This window comes from Bradyrhizobium sp. CB2312 (assembly GCF_029714425.1).
Taxonomy (GTDB): domain Bacteria; phylum Pseudomonadota; class Alphaproteobacteria; order Rhizobiales; family Xanthobacteraceae; genus Bradyrhizobium.
The window spans coordinates 6,674,488-6,693,893 of record NZ_CP121668.1 but is presented as its reverse complement, the minus strand read 5'-3'; the positions used below and the strand labels follow the sequence as shown (position 1 = coordinate 6,693,893).

At 68.0% G+C, this 19,406-nt stretch carries 20 protein-coding genes and 1 riboswitch; of the genes, 14 read left to right on the top strand and 6 right to left on the bottom strand.

Going from position 1 to position 19,406, the window contains the following annotated elements:
* Positions 1 to 18: 18 nt before the first annotated feature.
* From bluB to cobU, 3 genes are read right to left on the bottom strand one after another with little or no spacing between them, the layout of a single operon-like run.
* A complete protein-coding gene (bluB, locus tag QA642_RS32685; RefSeq protein ID WP_283080560.1) occupies positions 19 to 651 on the bottom strand; it encodes a 5,6-dimethylbenzimidazole synthase in 633 nt (210 codons plus the stop codon).
* Between the two features lie 4 nt (positions 652 to 655).
* Entirely contained in the window at positions 656 to 1,438 is a 783-nt protein-coding gene (gene cobS, locus QA642_RS32680; protein WP_283080559.1) for an adenosylcobinamide-GDP ribazoletransferase, read from the bottom strand.
* Positions 1,435 to 1,938: a bifunctional adenosylcobinamide kinase/adenosylcobinamide-phosphate guanylyltransferase gene (gene cobU, locus QA642_RS32675; RefSeq protein ID WP_283080558.1), complete on the bottom strand. Its 504-nt coding sequence runs from the start codon at positions 1,936 to 1,938 to the stop codon at positions 1,435 to 1,437. The genes cobS and cobU overlap by 4 nt, the downstream gene beginning before the upstream one ends.
* Positions 1,939 to 2,058: 120 nt before the next feature.
* Between cobU and cbiB the strand changes: the two genes are divergently transcribed.
* Together cbiB and cobD are read left to right on the top strand one after the other, a co-directional pair.
* Positions 2,059 to 3,000 (top strand): adenosylcobinamide-phosphate synthase CbiB, encoded by a 942-nt coding sequence (gene cbiB / locus QA642_RS32670; RefSeq protein WP_283080557.1) that lies wholly within the window; start codon positions 2,059 to 2,061, stop codon positions 2,998 to 3,000.
* An 11-nt stretch (positions 3,001 to 3,011) separates the two neighbouring features.
* Entirely contained in the window at positions 3,012 to 3,977 is a 966-nt protein-coding gene (cobD, locus tag QA642_RS32665) for a threonine-phosphate decarboxylase CobD (protein WP_283080556.1), read from the top strand.
* Here cobD and QA642_RS32660 read toward each other — a convergent pair.
* Both QA642_RS32660 and cobO read right to left on the bottom strand, forming a co-directional pair.
* Positions 3,966 to 5,414, bottom strand: coding sequence for a cobyric acid synthase (locus QA642_RS32660; RefSeq protein WP_283080555.1), 1,449 nt, complete (start codon positions 5,412 to 5,414; stop codon positions 3,966 to 3,968). The genes cobD and QA642_RS32660 overlap by 12 nt on opposite strands.
* Before the next feature lie 5 nt (positions 5,415 to 5,419).
* Positions 5,420 to 6,055: a cob(I)yrinic acid a,c-diamide adenosyltransferase gene (cobO, locus tag QA642_RS32655; protein ID WP_283080554.1), complete on the bottom strand. Its 636-nt coding sequence runs from the start codon at positions 6,053 to 6,055 to the stop codon at positions 5,420 to 5,422.
* Between the two features lie 40 nt (positions 6,056 to 6,095).
* A riboswitch (cobalamin riboswitch) is annotated at positions 6,096 to 6,315 on the top strand.
* 94 nt (positions 6,316 to 6,409) lie between these two features.
* On the opposite strand from cobO, the gene QA642_RS32650 reads away from it, so the two are divergent.
* From QA642_RS32650 to cobJ, 7 genes are read left to right on the top strand one after another with little or no spacing between them, the layout of a single operon-like run.
* Positions 6,410 to 6,784: a DUF1636 domain-containing protein gene (locus tag QA642_RS32650; protein WP_235547757.1), complete on the top strand. Its 375-nt coding sequence runs from the start codon at positions 6,410 to 6,412 to the stop codon at positions 6,782 to 6,784.
* The gene (gene cobW / locus QA642_RS32645; protein WP_283080553.1) at positions 6,781 to 7,815 is read left to right on the top strand and encodes a cobalamin biosynthesis protein CobW; all 1,035 of its coding nucleotides are present in this window, start codon (positions 6,781 to 6,783) and stop codon (positions 7,813 to 7,815) included. The genes QA642_RS32650 and cobW overlap by 4 nt, the downstream gene beginning before the upstream one ends.
* Positions 7,815 to 11,063, top strand: a complete 3,249-nt coding sequence (gene cobN / locus QA642_RS32640; protein WP_283080552.1) for a cobaltochelatase subunit CobN — start codon at positions 7,815 to 7,817, stop codon at positions 11,061 to 11,063. The genes cobW and cobN overlap by 1 nt, the downstream gene beginning before the upstream one ends.
* Positions 11,060 to 12,223 carry a precorrin-3B synthase gene (gene cobG / locus QA642_RS32635; protein ID WP_283080551.1) on the top strand — a complete coding sequence of 388 codons (1,164 nt, stop codon included), beginning with the start codon at positions 11,060 to 11,062 and terminating at the stop codon, positions 12,221 to 12,223. The genes cobN and cobG overlap by 4 nt, the downstream gene beginning before the upstream one ends.
* The gene (locus tag QA642_RS32630; protein WP_283080550.1) at positions 12,223 to 12,852 is read left to right on the top strand and encodes a precorrin-8X methylmutase; all 630 of its coding nucleotides are present in this window, start codon (positions 12,223 to 12,225) and stop codon (positions 12,850 to 12,852) included. Before cobG ends, QA642_RS32630 begins: the two co-directional genes overlap by 1 nt.
* A 2-nt stretch (positions 12,853 to 12,854) precedes the next feature.
* Positions 12,855 to 13,586 carry a precorrin-2 C(20)-methyltransferase gene (locus QA642_RS32625; RefSeq protein ID WP_283080549.1) on the top strand — a complete coding sequence of 244 codons (732 nt, stop codon included), beginning with the start codon at positions 12,855 to 12,857 and terminating at the stop codon, positions 13,584 to 13,586.
* A complete protein-coding gene (cobJ, locus tag QA642_RS32620; protein ID WP_283080548.1) occupies positions 13,583 to 14,317 on the top strand; it encodes a precorrin-3B C(17)-methyltransferase in 735 nt (244 codons plus the stop codon). Before QA642_RS32625 ends, cobJ begins: the two co-directional genes overlap by 4 nt.
* On the opposite strand, the gene QA642_RS32615 is transcribed toward cobJ, so the two are convergent.
* On the bottom strand, positions 14,293 to 15,039 hold the full coding sequence (locus QA642_RS32615; RefSeq protein ID WP_283080547.1) for a cobalt-precorrin-6A reductase: 747 nt from the start codon (positions 15,037 to 15,039) through the stop codon (positions 14,293 to 14,295). The genes cobJ and QA642_RS32615 overlap by 25 nt on opposite strands.
* On the opposite strand from QA642_RS32615, the gene cbiE reads away from it, so the two are divergent.
* Genes cbiE through cobA form a run of 5 tightly spaced genes read left to right on the top strand, consistent with a single transcriptional unit; the run spans position 15,038 to position 19,401 of the window.
* Positions 15,038 to 16,219: a precorrin-6y C5,15-methyltransferase (decarboxylating) subunit CbiE gene (gene cbiE, locus QA642_RS32610; protein WP_283080546.1), complete on the top strand. Its 1,182-nt coding sequence runs from the start codon at positions 15,038 to 15,040 to the stop codon at positions 16,217 to 16,219. The two genes, QA642_RS32615 and cbiE, sit on opposite strands and share 2 nt — an antisense overlap.
* Entirely contained in the window at positions 16,216 to 16,584 is a 369-nt protein-coding gene (locus tag QA642_RS32605) for a cobalamin biosynthesis protein (RefSeq protein WP_283080545.1), read from the top strand. The genes cbiE and QA642_RS32605 overlap by 4 nt, the downstream gene beginning before the upstream one ends.
* Positions 16,581 to 17,363, top strand: coding sequence for a precorrin-4 C(11)-methyltransferase (cobM, locus tag QA642_RS32600; protein WP_283080544.1), 783 nt, complete (start codon positions 16,581 to 16,583; stop codon positions 17,361 to 17,363). Before QA642_RS32605 ends, cobM begins: the two co-directional genes overlap by 4 nt.
* Positions 17,363 to 18,673, top strand: coding sequence for a cobyrinate a,c-diamide synthase (locus QA642_RS32595; protein WP_283080543.1), 1,311 nt, complete (start codon positions 17,363 to 17,365; stop codon positions 18,671 to 18,673). Before cobM ends, QA642_RS32595 begins: the two co-directional genes overlap by 1 nt.
* Positions 18,670 to 19,401, top strand: a complete 732-nt coding sequence (gene cobA / locus QA642_RS32590) for a uroporphyrinogen-III C-methyltransferase (protein WP_283080542.1) — start codon at positions 18,670 to 18,672, stop codon at positions 19,399 to 19,401. Before QA642_RS32595 ends, cobA begins: the two co-directional genes overlap by 4 nt.
* Positions 19,402 to 19,406: the final 5 nt, after the last annotated feature.

The following is a 19,406-nucleotide window of genomic DNA, read 5'->3' as shown; positions in this document are numbered from 1 at the left end:
ACGATGGAGAGTGCGGCCTTAGCGCCGCAGCGTGAACTCGCCCGCGCCGCGGCGATGCTCCCATTTCGCCTGCTCGAGCTCGGGCTGGTCGCATTCAGCTTCCGGATAGCCGACGCAGAGATAGGCGATGAATTTCCACGTGTCCGGCACGTCGAGAATGGCGTGTATGCGATCGGGATTCAGGATCGATACCCAGCCGAGGCCGATGCCTTCGGCGCGCGCGGCGAGCCACATCGCGGTGATCGCGGCGACCACGGAATATTCCGTCGTCTCGGGCATGGTGGCGCGGCCGAGGCCGTGGCCGATGTCGCTGGCCTTGTCGGCGAACACGGCGAGGTGACCGGGCGCCTGTTCGAGCCCCGACAGTTTGAGCGTGGCATAGCGCGCGGCGCGTTCGCCGGCATACGCACCGAGCGCATCGGCGTTGCACGCCCTAAAATCGTCGATCACAGCGCCGCGCCGGGCGGTATCGTCGACGATGACGAAGCGCCAGGGCTGGCTGAGGCCGACAGAGGGCGAGAGGCAGGCGGTCTCGATCAGGCGGTCGATGGCGCCGTCCGGCAAGGAATCGCTGCAAAAGCGGCGCACGTCGCGGCGCCACACGAACAGCTCGTGCAATTGCCGGCGGAAGGTGTCGTCGAACTCGACCATCGCCTCAACGTCCGATCTGAAAGGCTGCGGCGACCAGCAGGATCAGGATTTCGCCGATCTGCTCGAACGCGCCGAGAATGTCGCCGGTCTGCCCGCCGATCTGGCGAATCGCAAGCCGTGCCAGCAGCAGCCCGGCGAGCGAAAGCAGGATCAGGCCGACCAGCGCCTTGCCCGGCCCCAACGCCAGAGCGAGCGCGAGCGTTCCAAACGCGAAGGCGATAGCGACGCTGCGGCCCGGCGGCACTCCCGCGCTGGCCGCCAATCCGTCCGCCCGCGCCGGCGGGACCAGCGACATGAACGCCGGCACGCCCGCGCGCGCCGCGGCATGCGCGGCGCAGAGCGCGAGCGTGACGGCCGCGGGACTGGCGATCGCCGCGAGCGCGCTCCAGCGCAGGCCGAACGACAGGATGAGCGCGCAGACACCATAGGTGCCGATCCGGCTGTCGCGCATGATCTCGAGCTTGCGCTCGCGGGTGCGGCCGCCGCCGAGCCCGTCGGCGGTATCGGCAAGCCCGTCCTCGTGCAGCGCGCCGGTGATGAGTGTGGTCGCAGCCAGCGCGAGCAGGGCGGCAAGGTTCGGTGTCAGCCCGAAGCGGGTGGCGAGCTTGTAGACCAAGGCGCCGGCAAGGCCGACCAGCAATCCCGCGACGGGGAGGGCCCAGGTTGCGCGCGCGACCGCCCCGTCGCCCGCGGGTTTTGACGATGCCACGGGCAGGATCGTGACGAATGACGCCGCCATCCTGAGATCGGCGATGATGTCTTTCAACAATTCGGCGCGCGGAATCATTTCAGTTTCATCGGCAGGCCGGCAACGACGAACTCGACCTCGTCGGCGACAGCGGCGATGGTCTGGTTCATGATCCCGGCGGCGTCGCGATAGCTGCGCGCCAGCGCATTGTCAGGGACGATGCCGAGGCCGACCTCGTTGGTGACGAAGACGACGGGGCTTTTCAGGCGGGGCAGGGCGCCGGCGAGTTCTCTCACTTCACGTTCCCAGTCGCGCTCTGTATGCATCAGGTTGGAGAGCCACAGCGTCAGGCAGTCCACCAGCCTTGCGCCGCTGCCATCGGTTGCGAGTAGCGCGGGCACGAGATCGAGCGGCACCTCGCGCTCGATCCAGTCTGTTCCGCGCCGCTCGCGATGTTTTGCGATGCGCGCCTCCATTTCCGCATCGAGCGCCTCGGCCGTCGCGACATAGACGGGCTGCCCCGGAAAGGCGCGCGTGCGCATTTCCGCACGCTTGCTCTTGCCCGATCGCGCTCCGCCGGTGATTAAGATGACGGCCATCAAAGTCTCCTTGGGCCTGACTAACCACCAAACGCGGCCAAAGACAAAGCCGAAATCAGGCGGGCAGGGGCTTGCGCTCGCCGCTCGCTTTGCGCAACAGGGGCGGGACAGGAGGCAGGCTTGGGCTTTGCGGGTGCGATGGTGGTGGCGATGGCGGTGGATGCCCTTTCGGGCTGGCCTTCATGGCTGTTCGCGCGGATCGGCCATCCCGTGACCTGGTTGGGCCGGCTGATCGGTGCCATCGATGCCGCCTGGAATCGCGATTCCGACCCGCCGGCGCTCCGCCGCGCTGCGGGTATTGCCGGCGCGCTCGTGGTGATTGCGCTCTCGGTCGCGGTCGGCTGGGTACTTCAATCCTTGGTGCGCTCGAGCTGGATTCAGATCGTGTTGGTGGGCATCCTGGCTTGGCCGCTGGTCGCGTTGCGTTCGTTGCATGATCACGTCGCCGCCGTCGCGCAGCCGCTGCAGGCCGGTGACATCGCCGCTGCGCGCGACGCGGTCTCGCGCATCGTCGGTCGCGATCCAGCGGCGCTCGATGAAGCCGGTATCGCGCGCGCGGCGATCGAGAGTCTTGCGGAAAATGCCTCCGACGGCATCGTCGCGCCGGTGTTCTGGGGCGCACTGTTCGGCCTGCCCGGCATTTTGGGCTACAAGGCGATCAACACGCTGGATTCCATGATCGGTCATCGCAGCGAACGGCACGAGGCCTTCGGCTGGGCCGCGGCGCGCATCGACGATGTCGCCAACTTCATTCCGGCGCGCCTGACTGGGTTTCTGTTCGTGTTGCTGGCTCCCAAGCGATCGGAGGCGCTGGCGTGCATGACACGGGATGCACGCCGTCACCGTTCTCCCAACGCCGGTTGGCCGGAAGCGGCGATGGCCGGTGCGCTCGGTGTGCGGCTCAGCGGCCCCCGGATCTACCATGGCAGCGTCACGAACGAGCCCTGGCTCAACGAAGGCGCGCGCGATCCGCGTCCCGCGGACATCGGCGAGGGACTGAATGTCTACCGCCGCGCCATGCTGCTGCTCGCCGGCCTGCTTGCGATCCTCGCCTTCGCGTGAAAGAACGGGACATGCGCGAGCACGGTGGAAATCTCGATCTGGCCCAGCAGCGGTTCGGCGGCCGCGCCGAGGACTGGATCGATCTGTCGACCGGGATCAACCGGCTGCCTTATCCCGTGGGCGAGGTGAGCGCGCGTGCGTGGAGTGCGCTGCCGTCGCGGGCCGAGATCGAGACGTTGCACCAGGCGGCGCGGCATGCCTACCATACGAGCGCACCGCTCGTCGCGATGGGCGGCGCGCAGGCCGCCATTCAATTGCTGCCACAACTCGCTGTGCCCGGCCGCGCGTGTATCCTCACGCCGACCTACAATGAATATGCCGGCGTGCTGTCGGCCGCGGGCTGGAACGTCCAGGAGGTCGCGCAACTCGACGCGCTGGCGGGCGCGGACCTTGCCATCGTGGTCAATCCCAATAATCCTGATGGCCGAAGCTTTGCGCCAGAGGATTTGCTGGCGTTGCTGCCGCGCGTCGGCCGGCTCATCATCGACGAGAGCTTTGTCGACGCCGTTCCGCATCTGTCGCTGGCGCCGGAGGCGGATCGGTCGGGATTGCTGATCCTGCGCTCGTTCGGAAAGTTCTATGGTCTTGCCGGCCTGCGGCTTGGGTTCGCGATCGGCAATGCGGCCGACATCGGCAAGCTCGCGGCGGCGTCAGGTCCATGGCCGGTGTCGGGCGCAGCGATCGCGATCGGCAGCCGCGCCTTGCGTGACGATGCGTGGGCCGAGGCGACATCGGCGCGGCTCTTGCAGGATTGTGCTCGCCTCGACGAGATGGCGCGAGGACAGGGCTGGCGGCTCATCGGCGGTGCGCTGCTCTTTCGTCTCTACGAAACTCCGGGCGCGCTTGCCGCGCGGGAGAAGCTGGCAGGCGGCCAGATCTGGTCGCGTGTGTTCGCGAAAGAGCCGACATGGCTGCGGCTCGGGCTTCCCGGCAGCGAAGCCGAGTGGACGCGCCTCGCCGAAATCCTAGCGCGCTAGCGCGAGTAGCCCCTCGACATCGAGATGTTTTTCGATGTGATCGGCGAGGGCGTCGAGCGCGCTCTCGACGCGGGCTTGATACGGCTCGTCTCCGGCGCAGATGTCGAGCTTCGCCAAAAACGCCTTGCGAAAATCATCCGACGTGAACAGGCCGTGCAGATAGCTGCCCTGCACGCGGCCATCCCTGGAGATCGCGCCTTCCGGCGCGCCGTTCAGTTTCGCGAACGGCCGGGCACGATCGGGCCCCTCGGTACGGCCGATGTGGATCTCGTAGGCTTTGATCGGCTGCTCCGTGGCGGCATGCACGGCCGCGACACGCGTCAGCGTCTTCTGCGGGCTCATGACCGTCTCAACATCGAGAAGCCCGAGGCCCGGCGTGTCGCCTGCGGGGCCTTCAATGCCATCGGGGTCGGCAACGCTGCGGCCCAGCATCTGATAGCCGCCGCAGAGGCCGAGCACATGGCCGCCGCGGCGATGATGCGCCAAAAGATCGATGTCCCAGCCCTGCGCGCGCAAAAAGGCGAGATCGCCGCGGGTGGACTTTGAGCCGGGGATAATGACGAGCCTGACATCGCCGGGGATCGCTTCGCCCGGGCGTACCATCACCAAGTCAATGCCAGGCTCGAGCTTGAGCGGATCGAGATCGTCGAAGTTCGCGATGCGCGAGAGCGCAAGGCAGGCGATCTTGCACTGGCCGGGCTTGCGCGCGTCACTGAGGCCCAGCGCATCCTCGGCCGGCAGTTCGCCCGCACGGGCGAACCAGGGCAGCACGCCGAGGCCGCGCCATGCGGTCTTCTGTTCGATCAGCCTGTAGCCGTCATCGAACAGTGTGGGGTCGCCGCGGAACTTGTTGATGACAAAACCCTGGATCATCGCGGCATCGTCGGGGTCGATCACCGTCTTGATGCCGACGAGCTGGGCGATGACGCCACCGCGGTCGATGTCGCCGACCAGCACGACCGGCACATCGGCCTTGCGCGCAAAGCCCATATTGGCGATGTCGGCCTTGCGCAAATTCACCTCGGCCGGACTGCCGGCGCCTTCGACCAGCACCAGATCAGCACGCCCCTTGAGCCGCTCAAAGCTCTCCAGCACGGCGCCCATCAGCTGTGGCTTCATCGACGCATATTCGCGCGCCCGCGCCGTCGCGATGCGTTTGCCATGCACGACGATTTGCGCGCCGACATCAGTCTCGGGCTTGAGCAGCACCGGGTTCATGTCGGTGTGCGGCTCGACGCCGGCGGCGAGCGCCTGCAACGCCTGCGCGCGGCCGATCTCGCCGCCATCGACGGTGACGGCCGCGTTGTTCGACATGTTCTGCGGCTTGAAGGGAAGCACGCGCAAGGCCCGCCGTGTGAAGGCGCGCGCGAGACCGGCGACGATGAGCGACTTGCCCACGTCCGAGCCGGCCCCCTGGATCATCAGCGCGCGTGCCATCGACTTCAGAACTCGACGCCGGCCTGCGCCTTGATGCCGGAGCGGAACGGATGCTTGACCAGCGTCATCTCGGTGACGAGATCGGCGATCTCGATCAGCTCGTCCTTGGCGTTGCGTCCGGTGAGCACGACATGCGTCATCGGCGGCTTCGAGGTCGTCAGGAATTCGACCACCTCGGCGATATCGAGATAGTCGTAGCGCAGCGCGATGTTGATCTCGTCGAGCACGACCATGCGCAGGTTCTCATCTGATATCAGCTCCTTGGCCTTCTCCCAGCCGGCGCGGGCGGCCGCGATGTCGCGGGCCCGGTCCTGCGTCTCCCAGGTAAAACCTTCGCCCATGGCGTGGAACTGGCAGAGCTCGCCGAAATGGCCGGTGAGCAGGCGCCGCTCGCCGGTGTCCCAGGCGCCCTTGATGAACTGCACGACCGCGCAGGGGAAGCCATGGGCGACGCAGCGGACGATCATGCCGAAGGCCGACGACGACTTGCCCTTGCCGGCGCCGGTGTGGACGATGATGAGGCCCTTCTCGCCGCTCTTGGTCGCGATGATCTTGTCGCGGGCGGCCTTCTTCTTCGCCATTTTCTGGGCGTGCCGGGCGTCGGTTTCCTCAGCTGTTTGGGTATCCGGTTCAGGCGTCATTGGTCCCGGTCCTTCGGCTTGACAAGAGGCGGCCGGGGGCAAATGGTGGCCCGGCACTGGTTCCTGTCCTATGACAGGCGAAGAGGGAATGCGATAGGGTCCGAATCGGCAAGATTTGGGTCCAAAATGCAGCCGCCCCCGCGACCGTGACCGGAGAGATGCCCGAAGCCACTGATCCCCCGGGATCGGGAAGGCGGGGATCGAAGGGCCAAAACCCTGCTCCGCAAGCCGGGAGACCTGCCAGCGCGGACGAGTTTTGGACCGGCGGACGGGGTGTTCCGCGACGGGGGAACGGGCCTTCAGGAGAATGGTCCGTGTGCCTCTTCGCCTCCCGCTGTTATTCTGGAAGAGGCGATGACCGTCACACTTCACGTCTGCATCACCTGCCGCGCCGGCCAGACGCTTGGCGAGGGCGAGACGACGCCCGGCAAGCGCCTGCACGGCGCGATCCTCGAGGCCGGCGTGCCGGAGGGCGTCCGCGTGGTTCCCGTCGAATGCCTGTCTGCATGCAGCCAGGGCTGTTCGGTCGCGCTCAGCGCGCCGGGGCGCTGGTCCTATGTCTATGGCCGCCTGTCGGATGCGAATGCGCAAGACGTGATCGCCGGTGCTGCGGCCTATGCGGCCGCGCCCGACGGCCTCGTGCCCTGGCGCAGCCGGCCCGAAATCTTCCGCAAGCAGTCGCTTGCGCGCATTCCCCCCATTGCCGTGTTGCCGGAGGCCGCCGAATGAACTCGCTCGCAAAAGTCCCTGTGACGGTGGTCACCGGCTTCCTCGGCTCCGGCAAGACGACGCTGATCCAGCATCTGCTCAGCAATGCCAATGGCAAGAAGCTCGCGGTGCTCGTCAACGAGTTCGGCAGCGAGGGCGTCGATGGTGAGATTTTGAAGTCCTGCGCCGACGCCAACTGCCCGGAGGAGAACATCGTCGAGCTCGCCAATGGCTGCATCTGCTGCACCGTCGCCGACGATTTCATTCCGACCATGGAGCAATTGCTGGCGCGGCCGGTGCGGCCCGATCACATCCTGATCGAGACCTCGGGCCTCGCTCTGCCAAAGCCGCTGCTGAAGGCGTTTGACTGGCCGGAGATCCGCTCGCGCATCACCGTCGACGGCGTGATCGCGCTCGCCGATGCCGAGGCCGTTGCCGCCGGTCGCTTTGCGCCGGACCCGGATGCGGTCGAAGCCCAGCGCGCGGCGGACGAGAATCTCGATCACGAGACGCCGCTGTCGGAAGTGTTCGAGGACCAGATCGCCTGCGCCGATATCGTGCTGCTGACCAAGGCGGATCTGGCCGGCGCCGCCGGCATTGAAGCCGCCAAGGCCGCGATCACCGCCGAGATGCCGCGCCGTGTGCCGATGCTCCCCGTCACCGACGGCGCGATCGATGCGCGCGTCATCCTCGGGCTTGGCGCTGCCGCGGAGAACGATCTCGCCGCGCGCCCCTCGCATCATGATGGCGAGGAGGGGCACGAGCACGATGATTTCGCATCGGTCGTGATCGATCTTCCGGAAGTCGCCGACGTCGATGCGCTGGTCGCCTCGGTGCAGAAGCTGGCGCGCGAGCAGAACGTGCTGCGCGCCAAGGGCTATATCGCGGTCGCGGGCAAGCCGATGCGCCTGCTGTTGCAGGCCGTCGGCGAGCGCGTGCGCCACCAGTTCGACAAGCCCTGGGGCGCAGGTCTCAGGCAGTCGAAGCTCGTCGTGATCGGCGAGCATGGCGATATCGACGAGGCCGCGATCAAGGCGGGATTGGGAGTCTGATGCACGTCGTCTTCCGAGAGAGCCGGGGTCTCGAGGAGACCGCGACGCCAAGAGACATCGGCCAGGACCCGGCCGATCTCGTGGTGCTCTCGTACTCGGATTCCGACCTTGCCGCGTTCGCGGCAGGCTGGCGGCGCGGCCGGAGCAGCCTGCCGTCGCTGCGGCTCGCCAATCTCGCGGAGCTGCGTCATCCGCTCTCGGTCGACACCTATATCGAGCGCACGCTGTCGCAGGCGCGCGGCATTCTGGTGCGTCTGATCGGCGGCGAGTCCTACTGGCCCTATGGCCTTGCGGCTCTGCAACAGCTCGCGAAGGATCGCAACATCGTGCTGGCGGTGCTGCCGGCCGACGGCCGCGACGACACGCGGCTCGATGCCTACTCGACCTTGCTGGTCTCGACGCTGCGGCGGCTGAAGGTGCTCTGTGACACCGGCGGTCCCGTTGCAGCCCAAGCCGCGATTGCTCAGCTCGCGCTGGCCTCGGGCCTCTATGCCGGTCCAGTCGTCGGCGAGATGACCGTGCCCGAAATGGGCTTTTATGATCCCGCGCGTGGTGTCATTGCCGCGCCGGCGTCGGGCGAGGGGAAGCCGCTCGCGCTGGTGACGTTCTATCGCTCTTATCTCACTGCCGCTGACACCGGTCCGATCGATGCCCTGATCGCTGCGCTGTGCGAGAAGGGCTTTGACGCCTATGGCGTGTTCGTCACCTCGCTGAAGGCCCCGGGCGCTGCGGACTGGCTGCGGGAGCATCTCGCACAGCATCCTCCGGCTGCGATCGTCAATGCGACGGCGTTCTCTGCCGTGGGCGACGACGGCACGACGCCGTTCGATGCCGCGCCGTGTCCGGTGTTCCAGGTCGCGCTCTCCACCGCGCGGCGCGAGGACTGGGCAGAATCGCTGCGCGGCCTCTCGCCGGGCGACCTCGCGATGCATGTCGTGCTGCCCGAGGTTGACGGCCGTCTGTTCACGGGCGTCGTGAGCTTCAAATCGGCGGCGGAGCGCGATCCGGATCTGCAATTCTCGCATCTGGCGCATCGGCCGGACGAGGAACGCGTGAAAGCTGTCGCCGCGCGCGTTGCGGCCTGGCGTAGCCTCGCGAAGACGCCGGCCGGCGAAAAGCGGCTGGCGATCGTGCTCTCGAACTATCCGGGCCGTCCGCACCAGATCGCACATGCCGTTGGTCTCGATGCGCTGGCGTCGGTCGAGGCCTTGGTGTCCGACCTCGCGGCGACCGGCTTCGATGTTGCGCCGGTCCATCTGCTCGGCGAGACGCTGCTGAAACAGCATTTGACCTGGAGTGTCGCCGATTATCGCGCCGCGCTCGCGCGCCTGCCGCAAACCCTGCAGGACGATCTCGCGCAAGCCTGGGGCGCGCCGGAGGCTGATCCGAGCTGCCGCGACGGTGCGTTTCATTTCGCAGCCATCCAATGCGGCCAATCGATCATCGCGGTCCAGCCGGAGCGCGGCGATGTGACCACGCGCGATTCCGACTATCACGATCTCGCCCGCACGCCGCGCCACGGCTATGTCGCGTTCTATCTTTGGCTCCGCGAGCAGGGGATTGATGCCGTCGTGCACATGGGCGCGCACGGGACGCTGGAATGGTTGCCGGGGAAATCCGTGGCGCTGTCGTCGCAATGCTGGCCGGAAGCGTTGATCGGCGATCTCCCCGTCATCTATCCCTTCATCGTCAACGATCCCGGCGAGGCTGCGCAGGCCAAACGGCGCATAGGTGCTGTCACCATCGGCCATCTGCCGCCGCCGCTGGAGCAATCCACGGTGCCGGAAGGTTTGCGCCGGCTTGAACGCCTGCTCGATGAATATTCGACCGCCGATGGTCTCGATCCCGCCCGTCGCCAGCGCCTGATCGCGGCGATCCGTGACGAGGCCCGTGCGGCGGGCCTCGAAGACGATCTCGGTCTCGATGCATCGGCTGCGCCGGCCGAAGCCATTCCGCGCATCGACCGCTTCGTCTGCGATCTCAAGGAAAGCCAATTCGGCGATGGCCTGCACGTGTTTGGTCGCGGCGCCTGCGGTGAGGCGGAGCGGGACGCGCTGCGCGCCGCGCTCGCTGGGCAGCGCGTCGCGCCGGGGCCGTCGGGTTCGCCCTATCGCGGACGTCAGGACGTGCTGCCGACGGGGCGCAATCTGTTCGCCGTCGATCCGCGCGCGGTGCCGACCCCGTCGGCACATGCGCAGGGGGTAAAACTCGCTGAAGAACTGCTCCGTCGCCATTTGCAGGATCACGGCAACTGGCCGAACGGCCTCGTGGTCGACCTCTGGGGCTCGGCGACGATGCGCACCGCGGGCGAGGAGTTTGCGATGGCGCTGCATCTGGCCGGTCTCGCGCCGCGCTGGGATCACGCCTCCGGCCGCGTCACCGGCTACGACATCATCGCGCCGGCCGAGCTCGGGCGTCCCCGCATCGACGTGACGCTGCGTGTGTCGGGCCTATTCCGTGATGTCTTTTCGGGCCTCGCGCAATTGTTCGAGGCGGCATCCGAGGCGCTCGCATCGCGCGTCGAAGAGGGCGACGAGAATCCGTACCGCCAGCGCGCCTCGCGCGTGTTCGCGCCGCGGCCCGGACAATACGGCGTTGGCCTCTCGGCGATCCCCGATGCTTTCACGCAAGAGACGCGCGATTCCGCCGGCGAAGCCTGGCTGTCGGCATCGTCCTGGGCATTCTCCGCCGATGGCGAGATCAAGCCCGATCGCGCCGGCATCGAGCAGCGACTGGCATCCGCCGATGCCTTCGTTCACGTCCAGGATTTGCCGGAGACCGATCTGCTGCTCGCCGCCGACTATGCCGCGCACGAAGCCGGCGTCGCGGCGGCTGCCGCGCATCTCGGCGCGGCCGGACCTTCGCTCTATCACCTCGACACGACGCGCCCCGAGCAGCCGCATGCGCGCACGCTGACGGAAGAGATTTCGCGCGTGGTTCGCGCGCGCGCGGCTAACCCAACCTGGATCGCCGGCATGATGCGTCACGGTTTTCGCGGGGCCGCCGAGATCGCCGCGACACTCGAGCACATGGCGGCTTTCGCGCATCTGGCCGGCGCCGTGCCGCCGCATCTGTTCGATCTCTATTATGACGCGACGCTTGGCGATGCCGACGTTCGCGCCTTCATGGCCCACGAAAACCCGGCGGCGCTCGCCGCCATGGAGATCTGCTTCACGCGCCTGCACGAGGCCTCGCTCTGGCGAACGCGCCGCAATTCGATCGCGGCTGCGCTGCGGGAGGCGTCATGAGCGCATCGATGGTCAAGGGCTGGTGCCCCGGCGCGCTGCGCCCGATGCAATCGGGCGATGGGCTCGTGGTCCGCGTGCGACCGTTCGGCGGACGGCTCGAGGCAAACCAGATCGCCGGGCTTGCCGAGCTCGCCGAGCGCCACGGCAACGGTCTCATCGACGTGACCAGCCGCGCCAACCTCCAGATCAGGGGTGTGAGCGAGGAGAGCCATCGGCCGCTGATCGACGGCCTTGCGCGGTTGCAATTGCTCGATCCCGACGCTGACATCGAAGCCCGCCGCAACATCCTGGTGACGCCGTTCTGGACTGCCGGTGACGAGACGCAGGCGCTTGCCGCGGAGCTTGAAGAAGCGCTCGCCGACAGCGCGCTCGATCTTCCCACCAAATTCGGCTTCGCCATCGACGACGGCAAGTCGCGTGTGCTCGCCGGCGATTCCGCCGACGTGCGGATCGAGCGCGATCACGGCGGCCATCTGCTGGTGCGGGCCGATGGCGCAAGGTTTGGCTGTTCCGTCGCGCGCGGAGAGGCGGTGAATGCGGCGCTTGCGCTCGCAGGCTGGTTCATCGCCTCCGGCGGCGCGAAGGGCGGACGTGGGCGCATGGCCGCCCACATCGCGGCCGGCGCGGCATTGCCCGCGGCCTTGCGCGGCGAGACCGAGCCGGCGCCCGTGATGGCGGCGTCGCGGCCCGGCCATTATCCGCATGGCGCCCTGGTCGGCGTTGCGTTCGGGCAGATGCTGCACACCACGCTGCATCAGTTTTCCGGTTGCGGTCATGCGCTACGCATGACGCCATGGCGGATGGTGCTGAGCGAAGGCAAGCGCGAGATGCCGACCGCGGCTGGCCTCATCACCGAGCCTCACGATCCGGCGCTGCGCGTGATCGCCTGCAGCGGCGCGCCGCGCTGCCGCGAAGCGCATGCCGACACGCGCGCGCTGGCGGCCGCGCTGGCACCGCGCATCGCCCTCGACACGAAGCTCCATGTCTCCGGCTGCGCCAAGGGCTGCGCCCGCTCCGGAGCGTCGCCGGTGACGCTGGTTGCGACCAGCGCCGGCTTCGATCTCGTGCGGAACGGCTCGACCCGCGACGAGCCGGTCCTGCGCGGCCTGAACTGTGCCGACATCGTCAGCGATCCCTCCATTCTGGTCGGAGGGCACTGATGCCGCACATTTACGAAACCGACGGCGCGGCGATCTACCGGCAGTCCTTTGCGACCATCCGGGCCGAAGCCGATCTTGCGCGGTTCACACCCGACGAGGAGCAGGTCGTGGTGCGGATGATCCATGCCGCGGGCATGGTCGGGCTGGAAGCGCATATCCGTTTCACGCCGGGCATGGCGACCGCCGCGCGCGCCGCCTTGCAGAAGGGCGCGCCGATCCTGTGCGACGCGCGCATGGTCTCGGAAGGGATCACGCGCGCCAGACTGCCTGCGGCCAACGCTGTGATCTGCACGCTCGGCGACGAGGCCGTTCCGGCGCTGGCACAGTCCATGCGCAACACGCGCTCGGCCGCCGCGCTCGAGCTCTGGCGCCCGCATCTCGAAGGCGCGATCGTTGCGATCGGCAATGCTCCGACCGCGCTGTTCCATCTGCTCAACATGCTGGAGGACCAAAGCTGTCCGCGGCCCGCGGCGATCATCGGCTGCCCGGTCGGTTTTGTCGGCGCGGCCGAGTCCAAGGCGGCGCTGATGGCGGATCCGCCGGTGCCGGCGCTGACGGTCGAGGGCCGCCTCGGCGGCTCCGCGATCACGGTTGCCGCCGTGAACGCGCTCGCGAGCCGGAGCGAATAGAGATGGGACGCATCATCTGCTGCGGTCTCGGCCCCGGTGATCCTGATTTGATGAGCGTGCGCGCTGATCGCACGGTGCGCGGCGCCAAGCACGTCGCCTACTTCCGCAAGAAGGGCCGGCCCGGCCAGGCGCGGCGCATCGTCGAGGGCATGCTGGCGGCCGACGTCACCGAATATCCCATGGAATATCCGGTCACGACAGAAATTGCCTTCGACAGCCCTGAATACGTTCAGCTGCTCGCCGGTTTCTACGACGAATGGGTCGAGCGCCTCGCACGGCTTGCGCGTGCGGTTGACGTTGTCGTGCTCTGCGAGGGCGATCCCTATTTCTACGGCTCCTTCATGCATCTGCACATGCGCCTGCAGGGCCGCGTCGAGATCGAGGTGATCGCGGGCATTCCCGGCATGGTCGGCTGCTGGAACGGCGTGGGCCAGCCGATCGCGCTCGGCGACGACGTGACGACGGTGCTGATGGGCACGCTTCCCGAGGATGAGCTCGAACGCCGCATGCGCGATTCCGATGCGCTGGTCATCATGAAGACCGGGCGCAATCTCGCAAAGGTGCGCCGTGCGCTCGCATCCGCCGGGCGGCTCGATGATGCCTGGCTGGTCGAGCGCGGCACCATGCCCGGCGAGCGCGTGGTGCGGCTCGCCGAGATCGATGCCGCCGATTGTCCTTACTTTGCTATCGTGCTGGTGCACGGCAAGGGCCGGCATCTGGACGCGGCCGAATGACGGGCACGCTAACCATCGCGGGCCTCGGGCCGGGCAGCGATGCGCTGGTGACGCCCGAGGTCTCCGCCGCGCTTGCCGCCGCGACCGATATTTTGGGCTATGCGCCCTATGTCGCGCGCGTGCCGCTGCGGCCGGGACTTACGCTGCATCCGTCGGATAATCGCGAGGAGTTGCAGCGTGCCGGCGACGCCTTGCGGCTTGCCGCCGAAGGCGGCCACGTCGTTGTCGTGTCCTCCGGCGACCCCGGCGTGTTCGCGATGGCCTCGGCCGTGTTCGAGGCACTGGAGCAGGCGCCGCAATATCAAAAACTGCCGATCCGCGTGCTGCCCGGCATCACCGCGATGCTGGCGGCGGCGGCGCGCGCCGGCGCGCCGCTCGGCCATGATTTCTGTGCGATCAATCTCTCCGACAATCTCAAGCCCTGGGCGGTGATCGAGAAACGCTTGCGGCTCTCGGCCGAAGCCGACTTTTCGATTGCGATATACAATCCGCGCTCGGCGAGCCGGCCGGAGGGATTTGGTCGTGCGCTCGCAGTTTTGAGGGATGCTGGTTGTAGCGACCGCCTCGTCATCTTCGCGCGCGCGATCAGCTCGGCTGAGGAGAAGATCGAGACTGTCACGCTGAACGAAGCGACGCCTGAAATGGCCGACATGCGCACGCTGGTGATCATCGGCAACTCGCAGACGCGCCGTGTCGGCCGCTGGGTCTATGCGCCGAGGCGGGTAGAATGACCGAGCCACTCCATCACCTCGGCCACGCTCTCCACGCAAGGCCGTTCGGGCAGCCGCGCTCGCGAGATCATCACCACGGGCAGGCTGAGCCTGCGGGCGGCGTCGATCTTGGCGCGGGCGCCGTCGCCGCCGGAATTGCGGGCAACGATCCAGGCGATGCCGCGACCGCGCAGCATCTCGAGCTCGCCCTCGAGCGTAAACGGTCCGCGCGACACGATCACATCGGCTGCGAAGGGCAGGGGCGCCTCGGGCGGATCGACGAACCGCAGCGTGTAGGCATGCTGCGGCTTGCTCGCGAACGGGGCGATGTGCTGGCGGCCGATGGCAAGGAACACGTTTGCCGGCGCGTCGGGCAGCGCGGCGACCGCCGCATTGACGTCGCGAATCTCGATCCAGTTGTCGCCGGGCACTTTCGTCCAGGGTGGACGTTCGAGCGCAATCAGCGGCGTGCCGGTCTCGGCGCACGCCGCAACCGCGTTGTGGCTCATCTCGGCGGCGAAGGGATGCGTCGCGTCGATCACATGCGTGATGGCCTCGCTGCGGATATAGTCGGCGAGCCCGCTGACGCCGCCGAACCCGCCGATGCGGGTCGGCAGCGGCTGATCGGCGGGCGTGCGGGTGCGGCCGCCGTAGGAATAGACGGCGTCGATCTGTGTGCGCGCGATCTCCGCCGCGAGCACGCTCGCATCGGCAGTTCCGCCCAGTATGAGGGCGCGTATCATGGCTGATCCCTGGCTGACCATCATCGGTATCGGCGAAGATGGCCTTGACGGGCTGTCGGAGGCAAGCCGAAACGCGCTTGCCAAAGCGGAAACTGTTTTTGGCGGCGAGCGTCACCTCGCGCTTGCAGACGTTGGCAGCCGCGGCCACCCCTGGCCGGTGCCGTTCGATGCAGATGTCGTGCTGAGCTGTCGCGGCCGGCCGACGGCGGTGCTCGCTTCGGGCGATCCGTTCTGGCACGGCGCCGGCGCAAGCCTTGCCGAGAAGCTCGATGCAGGAGAGTGGATCGCGCATTCCGCGCTGTCGACCTTCTCGCTTGCCGCCGCGCGGCTAGGCTGGCGTCTCGAAACTGCTGCCTGTTTCGGCCTCCACGCCGCACCATTCGAGCGTCTCATTCCGCATCTGGCGAATGATGCTCGCATCCTCTGCCTCGTGCGTGACGGGAAGGCGCCCGGCGACCTCGCGAAATGGCTCAGCGAGCGCGGATGGGGCGCCTCGGCGTTTTGGACGCTCGCCGCGCTCGGTGGGCCGCGCGAAAGCATCGTTGAACATCGCGCCGACGGCTTTGCGGGCGATCTCGCCGAAGATCTGGTCGCAATTGCCCTCGAGGCGAGAGGCGGGCGTGGCATTTCCCGCAGCTCCGGACTTTCGGACGATCTCTTCGTCCACGACGGCCAGATCACCAAGCGGCCGGTGCGCGCGCTCGCGCTCTCGGCGCTGGCGCCGCGTGCCGGGGAACGGCTGTGGGATGTCGGCGCCGGTTCGGGCTCGATCTCGGTGGAGTGGGCGCTGTGCGGGGGAACGGCGATCGCGATCGAGGCGCGCGAAGACCGCGCGGCGAACATCCGCAGCAATGCAGCCGCATTTGGACTGGCGCATCGGATCACCGTCGTTACGGGGAAGGCGCCTGAAGCTCTTGCTGGCCAAGAGGTGCCGGATGCCGTCTTCATCGGCGGTGGTCTCGATCGCGCGTTGTTCGATGCTGTCTGGTCTCGTCTCTCGCCGGGTGCGCGGCTCGTTGCGCATTCAGTCACGCTTGAGACGGAAGCGCTGCTCGGCGAGCTGCATCAGCGCCATGGCGGCGAGCTGATGCGGGTCGAGATCGCGCATGCAGCCCCGCTCGGCCGCTATCGCTCCTGGGAGGCAGCGCGGCCGGTTGTGCAGTGGAGTACAGTGCGATGAAGGTCGCCGGGCTCGGATTCAAGAAGGATGTCACGCTGGCTTCGCTGCGCGAGGCGTTGCTGGCCGCTGGCGGCACTGAAGGCCTCGCGGCGGTGGCAACTGTCAGCGACAAGGCCGACGCGGAGGTCCTGAAGCAGCTCGCGCGGGAATGCGGTGTGCCGATCAAGGCCGTCGCCGCTGATGTGCTTACGAGCATCGACACGCCAACGCAGTCGAAGCTCGTCGGGGAAATGTTTGGCACGGGCTCGGTTGCTGAGGCGGCTGCACTCGCCGCCGCTGGCCCTTGCGCGCGCCTGATTGCGACGCGCGTAGTCTCGCAGGATCGCACCGCGACCGCCGCGATCGCGGAAGGAGATGGCGCATGACGGTGCATTTCATCGGCGCCGGGCCGGGCGCGCCAGATTTGCTGACGCTGCGCGGCCGCGATTTGATCGCGGCCTGTCCGGTCTGCCTCTATGCCGGCTCGCTGGTGCCTGAAGGCGTTTTGGCGCATTGCCCGTCCGGCGCGCGCATCGTCAACACCGCGCCACTGTCGCTCGACGAGATCATCGCGGAGATCGCTGCGGCCCATGCCGAGGGCAAGGATGTCGCGCGGCTGCATTCGGGCGATCTCTCGATCTGGTCGGCGATGGGCGAGCAGCTCCGCCGCTTGCGCGCGCTCGGCATTCCCTTCACGGTCACGCCGGGCGTTCCGTCCTTCTCGGCCGCCGCGGCGGCGCTGGAGGCCGAGCTGACGCTGCCCGGCCTTGCCCAGAGCGTGGTGCTGACGCGCACGCCGGGCCGGGCCAGCGCCATGCCTGAAGGCGAGAAGCTCGCTGCGTTCGCCGCGACCGGCGCGGTGCTCGCGATCCATCTGTCGATCCATCTGCTCGACAAGGTCGTCGCTGAGCTTTCGCCGCACTACGGCGCGGACTGCCCGGTCGCGATCGTCTGGCGCGCGAGCTGGCCGGACCAGCGCATCGTGCGCGCCACGCTCGCAACCCTCGATGCTGCTGTGGGTGCCGAGATGGAGCGCACCGCGTTGATCCTGGTCGGCAGGACGCTTGGTGCTGCGGATTTCGACGAGAGCCGCCTTTATGCCGTCGATTACGACCGCCGCTATCGCCCCGTCGGCGCCGAGCCGCGCTTTCCGGAGGCGTCGTGATGCCGGCAGGCCTCGTCATCTCCGCACCGGCCTCCGGCGTCGGCAAGACCACGCTGACGCTGGCGCTCGCGCGTGCCTGGCGCCATCGCGGATTGAACGTGCAATGTTTCAAGAGTGGGCCCGACTATATTGATCCCGCCTTCCACGCCGCCGCGACGGGCCGCGCCTCTGTCAACGTCGATAGCTGGGCGATGGATCGTGGCACGATCGCCCATCTCGTCAGCCGCGGCGCGGATGCCGATGTCGTGCTCGCGGAGGGCTCGATGGGCCTGTTCGACGGCGTCGCCGCGCGCGGTGTCTCCGGCACCGGCGCCACCGCTGATATCGCGGAGATGCTGGGCTGGCCGGTGGTGCTGGTGATCGATCCCTCCGGCCAGGCGCAGACCGCGGCGGCGATCGCCGCAGGCCTGCGCGATTATCGCCCCGGCGTGCGGCTTGCCGGCGTCGTGCTCAATCGTGTCGCCAGCCCGCGCCACGAGGACCTGGTGCGCCGTGCGCTGAACGATGCCGGCATCGCCGTGTTCGGCGCGCTGCCGCGCCATGCCGAGATCTCGCTGCCGAAACGGCATCTCGGCCTGGTGCAGGCCGAGGAGCAGGCCGAGATCGGCAAGCTGATCGACGAGGCCGCGCGCTTCGTCGGCGAGCATGTCGATCTCGATGCGGTGCTGCGATCGGCAGCGAGCTGGTCGCCGCAAGCTGCGTCGAACGGCCTCAACGTGACGCCGCCCGGTCAGCGCATTGCGCTGGCGCGCGATGCCGCGTTCTCCTTCGTCTATCCGCACATGCTGGAAGCCTGGCGCGCGGCTGGCGCGGAGATTGCGACATTCTCGCCGCTCGCCGATGAAGGCCCTGATATGAGCGCGGATGTGTGCTGGCTGCCCGGCGGCTATCCCGAGCTCCATGCCGGCACGATCGCGGCCAGTGCACGCTTTCGGGCCGGCTTGCGCGCCTTCGCCGAAACGCGTCCGGTGCACGGCGAATGCGGAGGCTATATGGTGCTGGGCACCGCGTTGACCGATGCCGACGGCGTCCGCCACGAGATGACAGGCCTGCTTGGCCTGGAGACGAGCTTTGCCAGGCGCCGCATGCATCTCGGCTATCGTCTGGCCGCGCTCGCAGCGCCGATGCCGGGGCATCAGGCGGGCGCGCGCTTGCGCGGCCACGAATTCCACTATTCGACGATCTTTGCGCAGCCTGACACGCCCTTGGCGGTCGTGCATGATGCAACCGGCGCGGTCATCGCTGAGACCGGCTCGCGGCGTGGCCACGCCACCGGTACGTTCTTTCATCTGATCGCGGAGGACCGGTGAGCGGTTTTGTCTCCTTCGTCTCCGCCGGCCCCGGCGATCCCGAGCTCCTGACCGTGAAGGGCGCCGCGCGGCTGCGCGAGGCTGACGTCGTGCTCTATGACGATCTTGCTTCCGGCGCGATCCTCGACCTGGCGCGGCCCGGCGCCAATCTCGTTGCGGTGGGGAAGCGGGCAGGGCGGCCCTCGACCAGGCAGCACCACGTCAACCGCTTGCTGGTGGACTACGCCGCCACCGGCGCGCGCGTGGTGCGGCTGAAGTCCGGCGATGCCGGCATCTTCGGCCGGCTCGAGGAGGAGCTGGAGACTCTGCGCGACGCCGGCATCGGCTACGAGATCGTTCCCGGCGTCACCTCGGCCTGCGTGGCCGCCGCGCAAGCCGGCATTCCCTTGACCCGGCGCCATACCTCGCGCCGGGTGCAGTTCGTCACCGGGGCCGACGTCACCGGCGAGCTGCCCCAAAATCTCAACTGGACGGCGCTGGCCGACCCCGAAGCGACGACCGTGGTCTATATGGGCCGCCGCACCTTCCCGGATCTTGCCGCAAAATTGATCGCGCACGGTCTCGCCCCTGATACCCCCGCGCTGTTCGCCGAATCCCTTGGCCGCGCCGACGAACGGCTGGTCCGCACCACGATTGCCGAGCTTGCCGAGCAGCTTGCGCGGGGCGGGGCGGCTTCCACGGCGGCCGTTATCCTGTTCGGCGCGCTGGCGGGGGATTATCCGTCATGATGGCC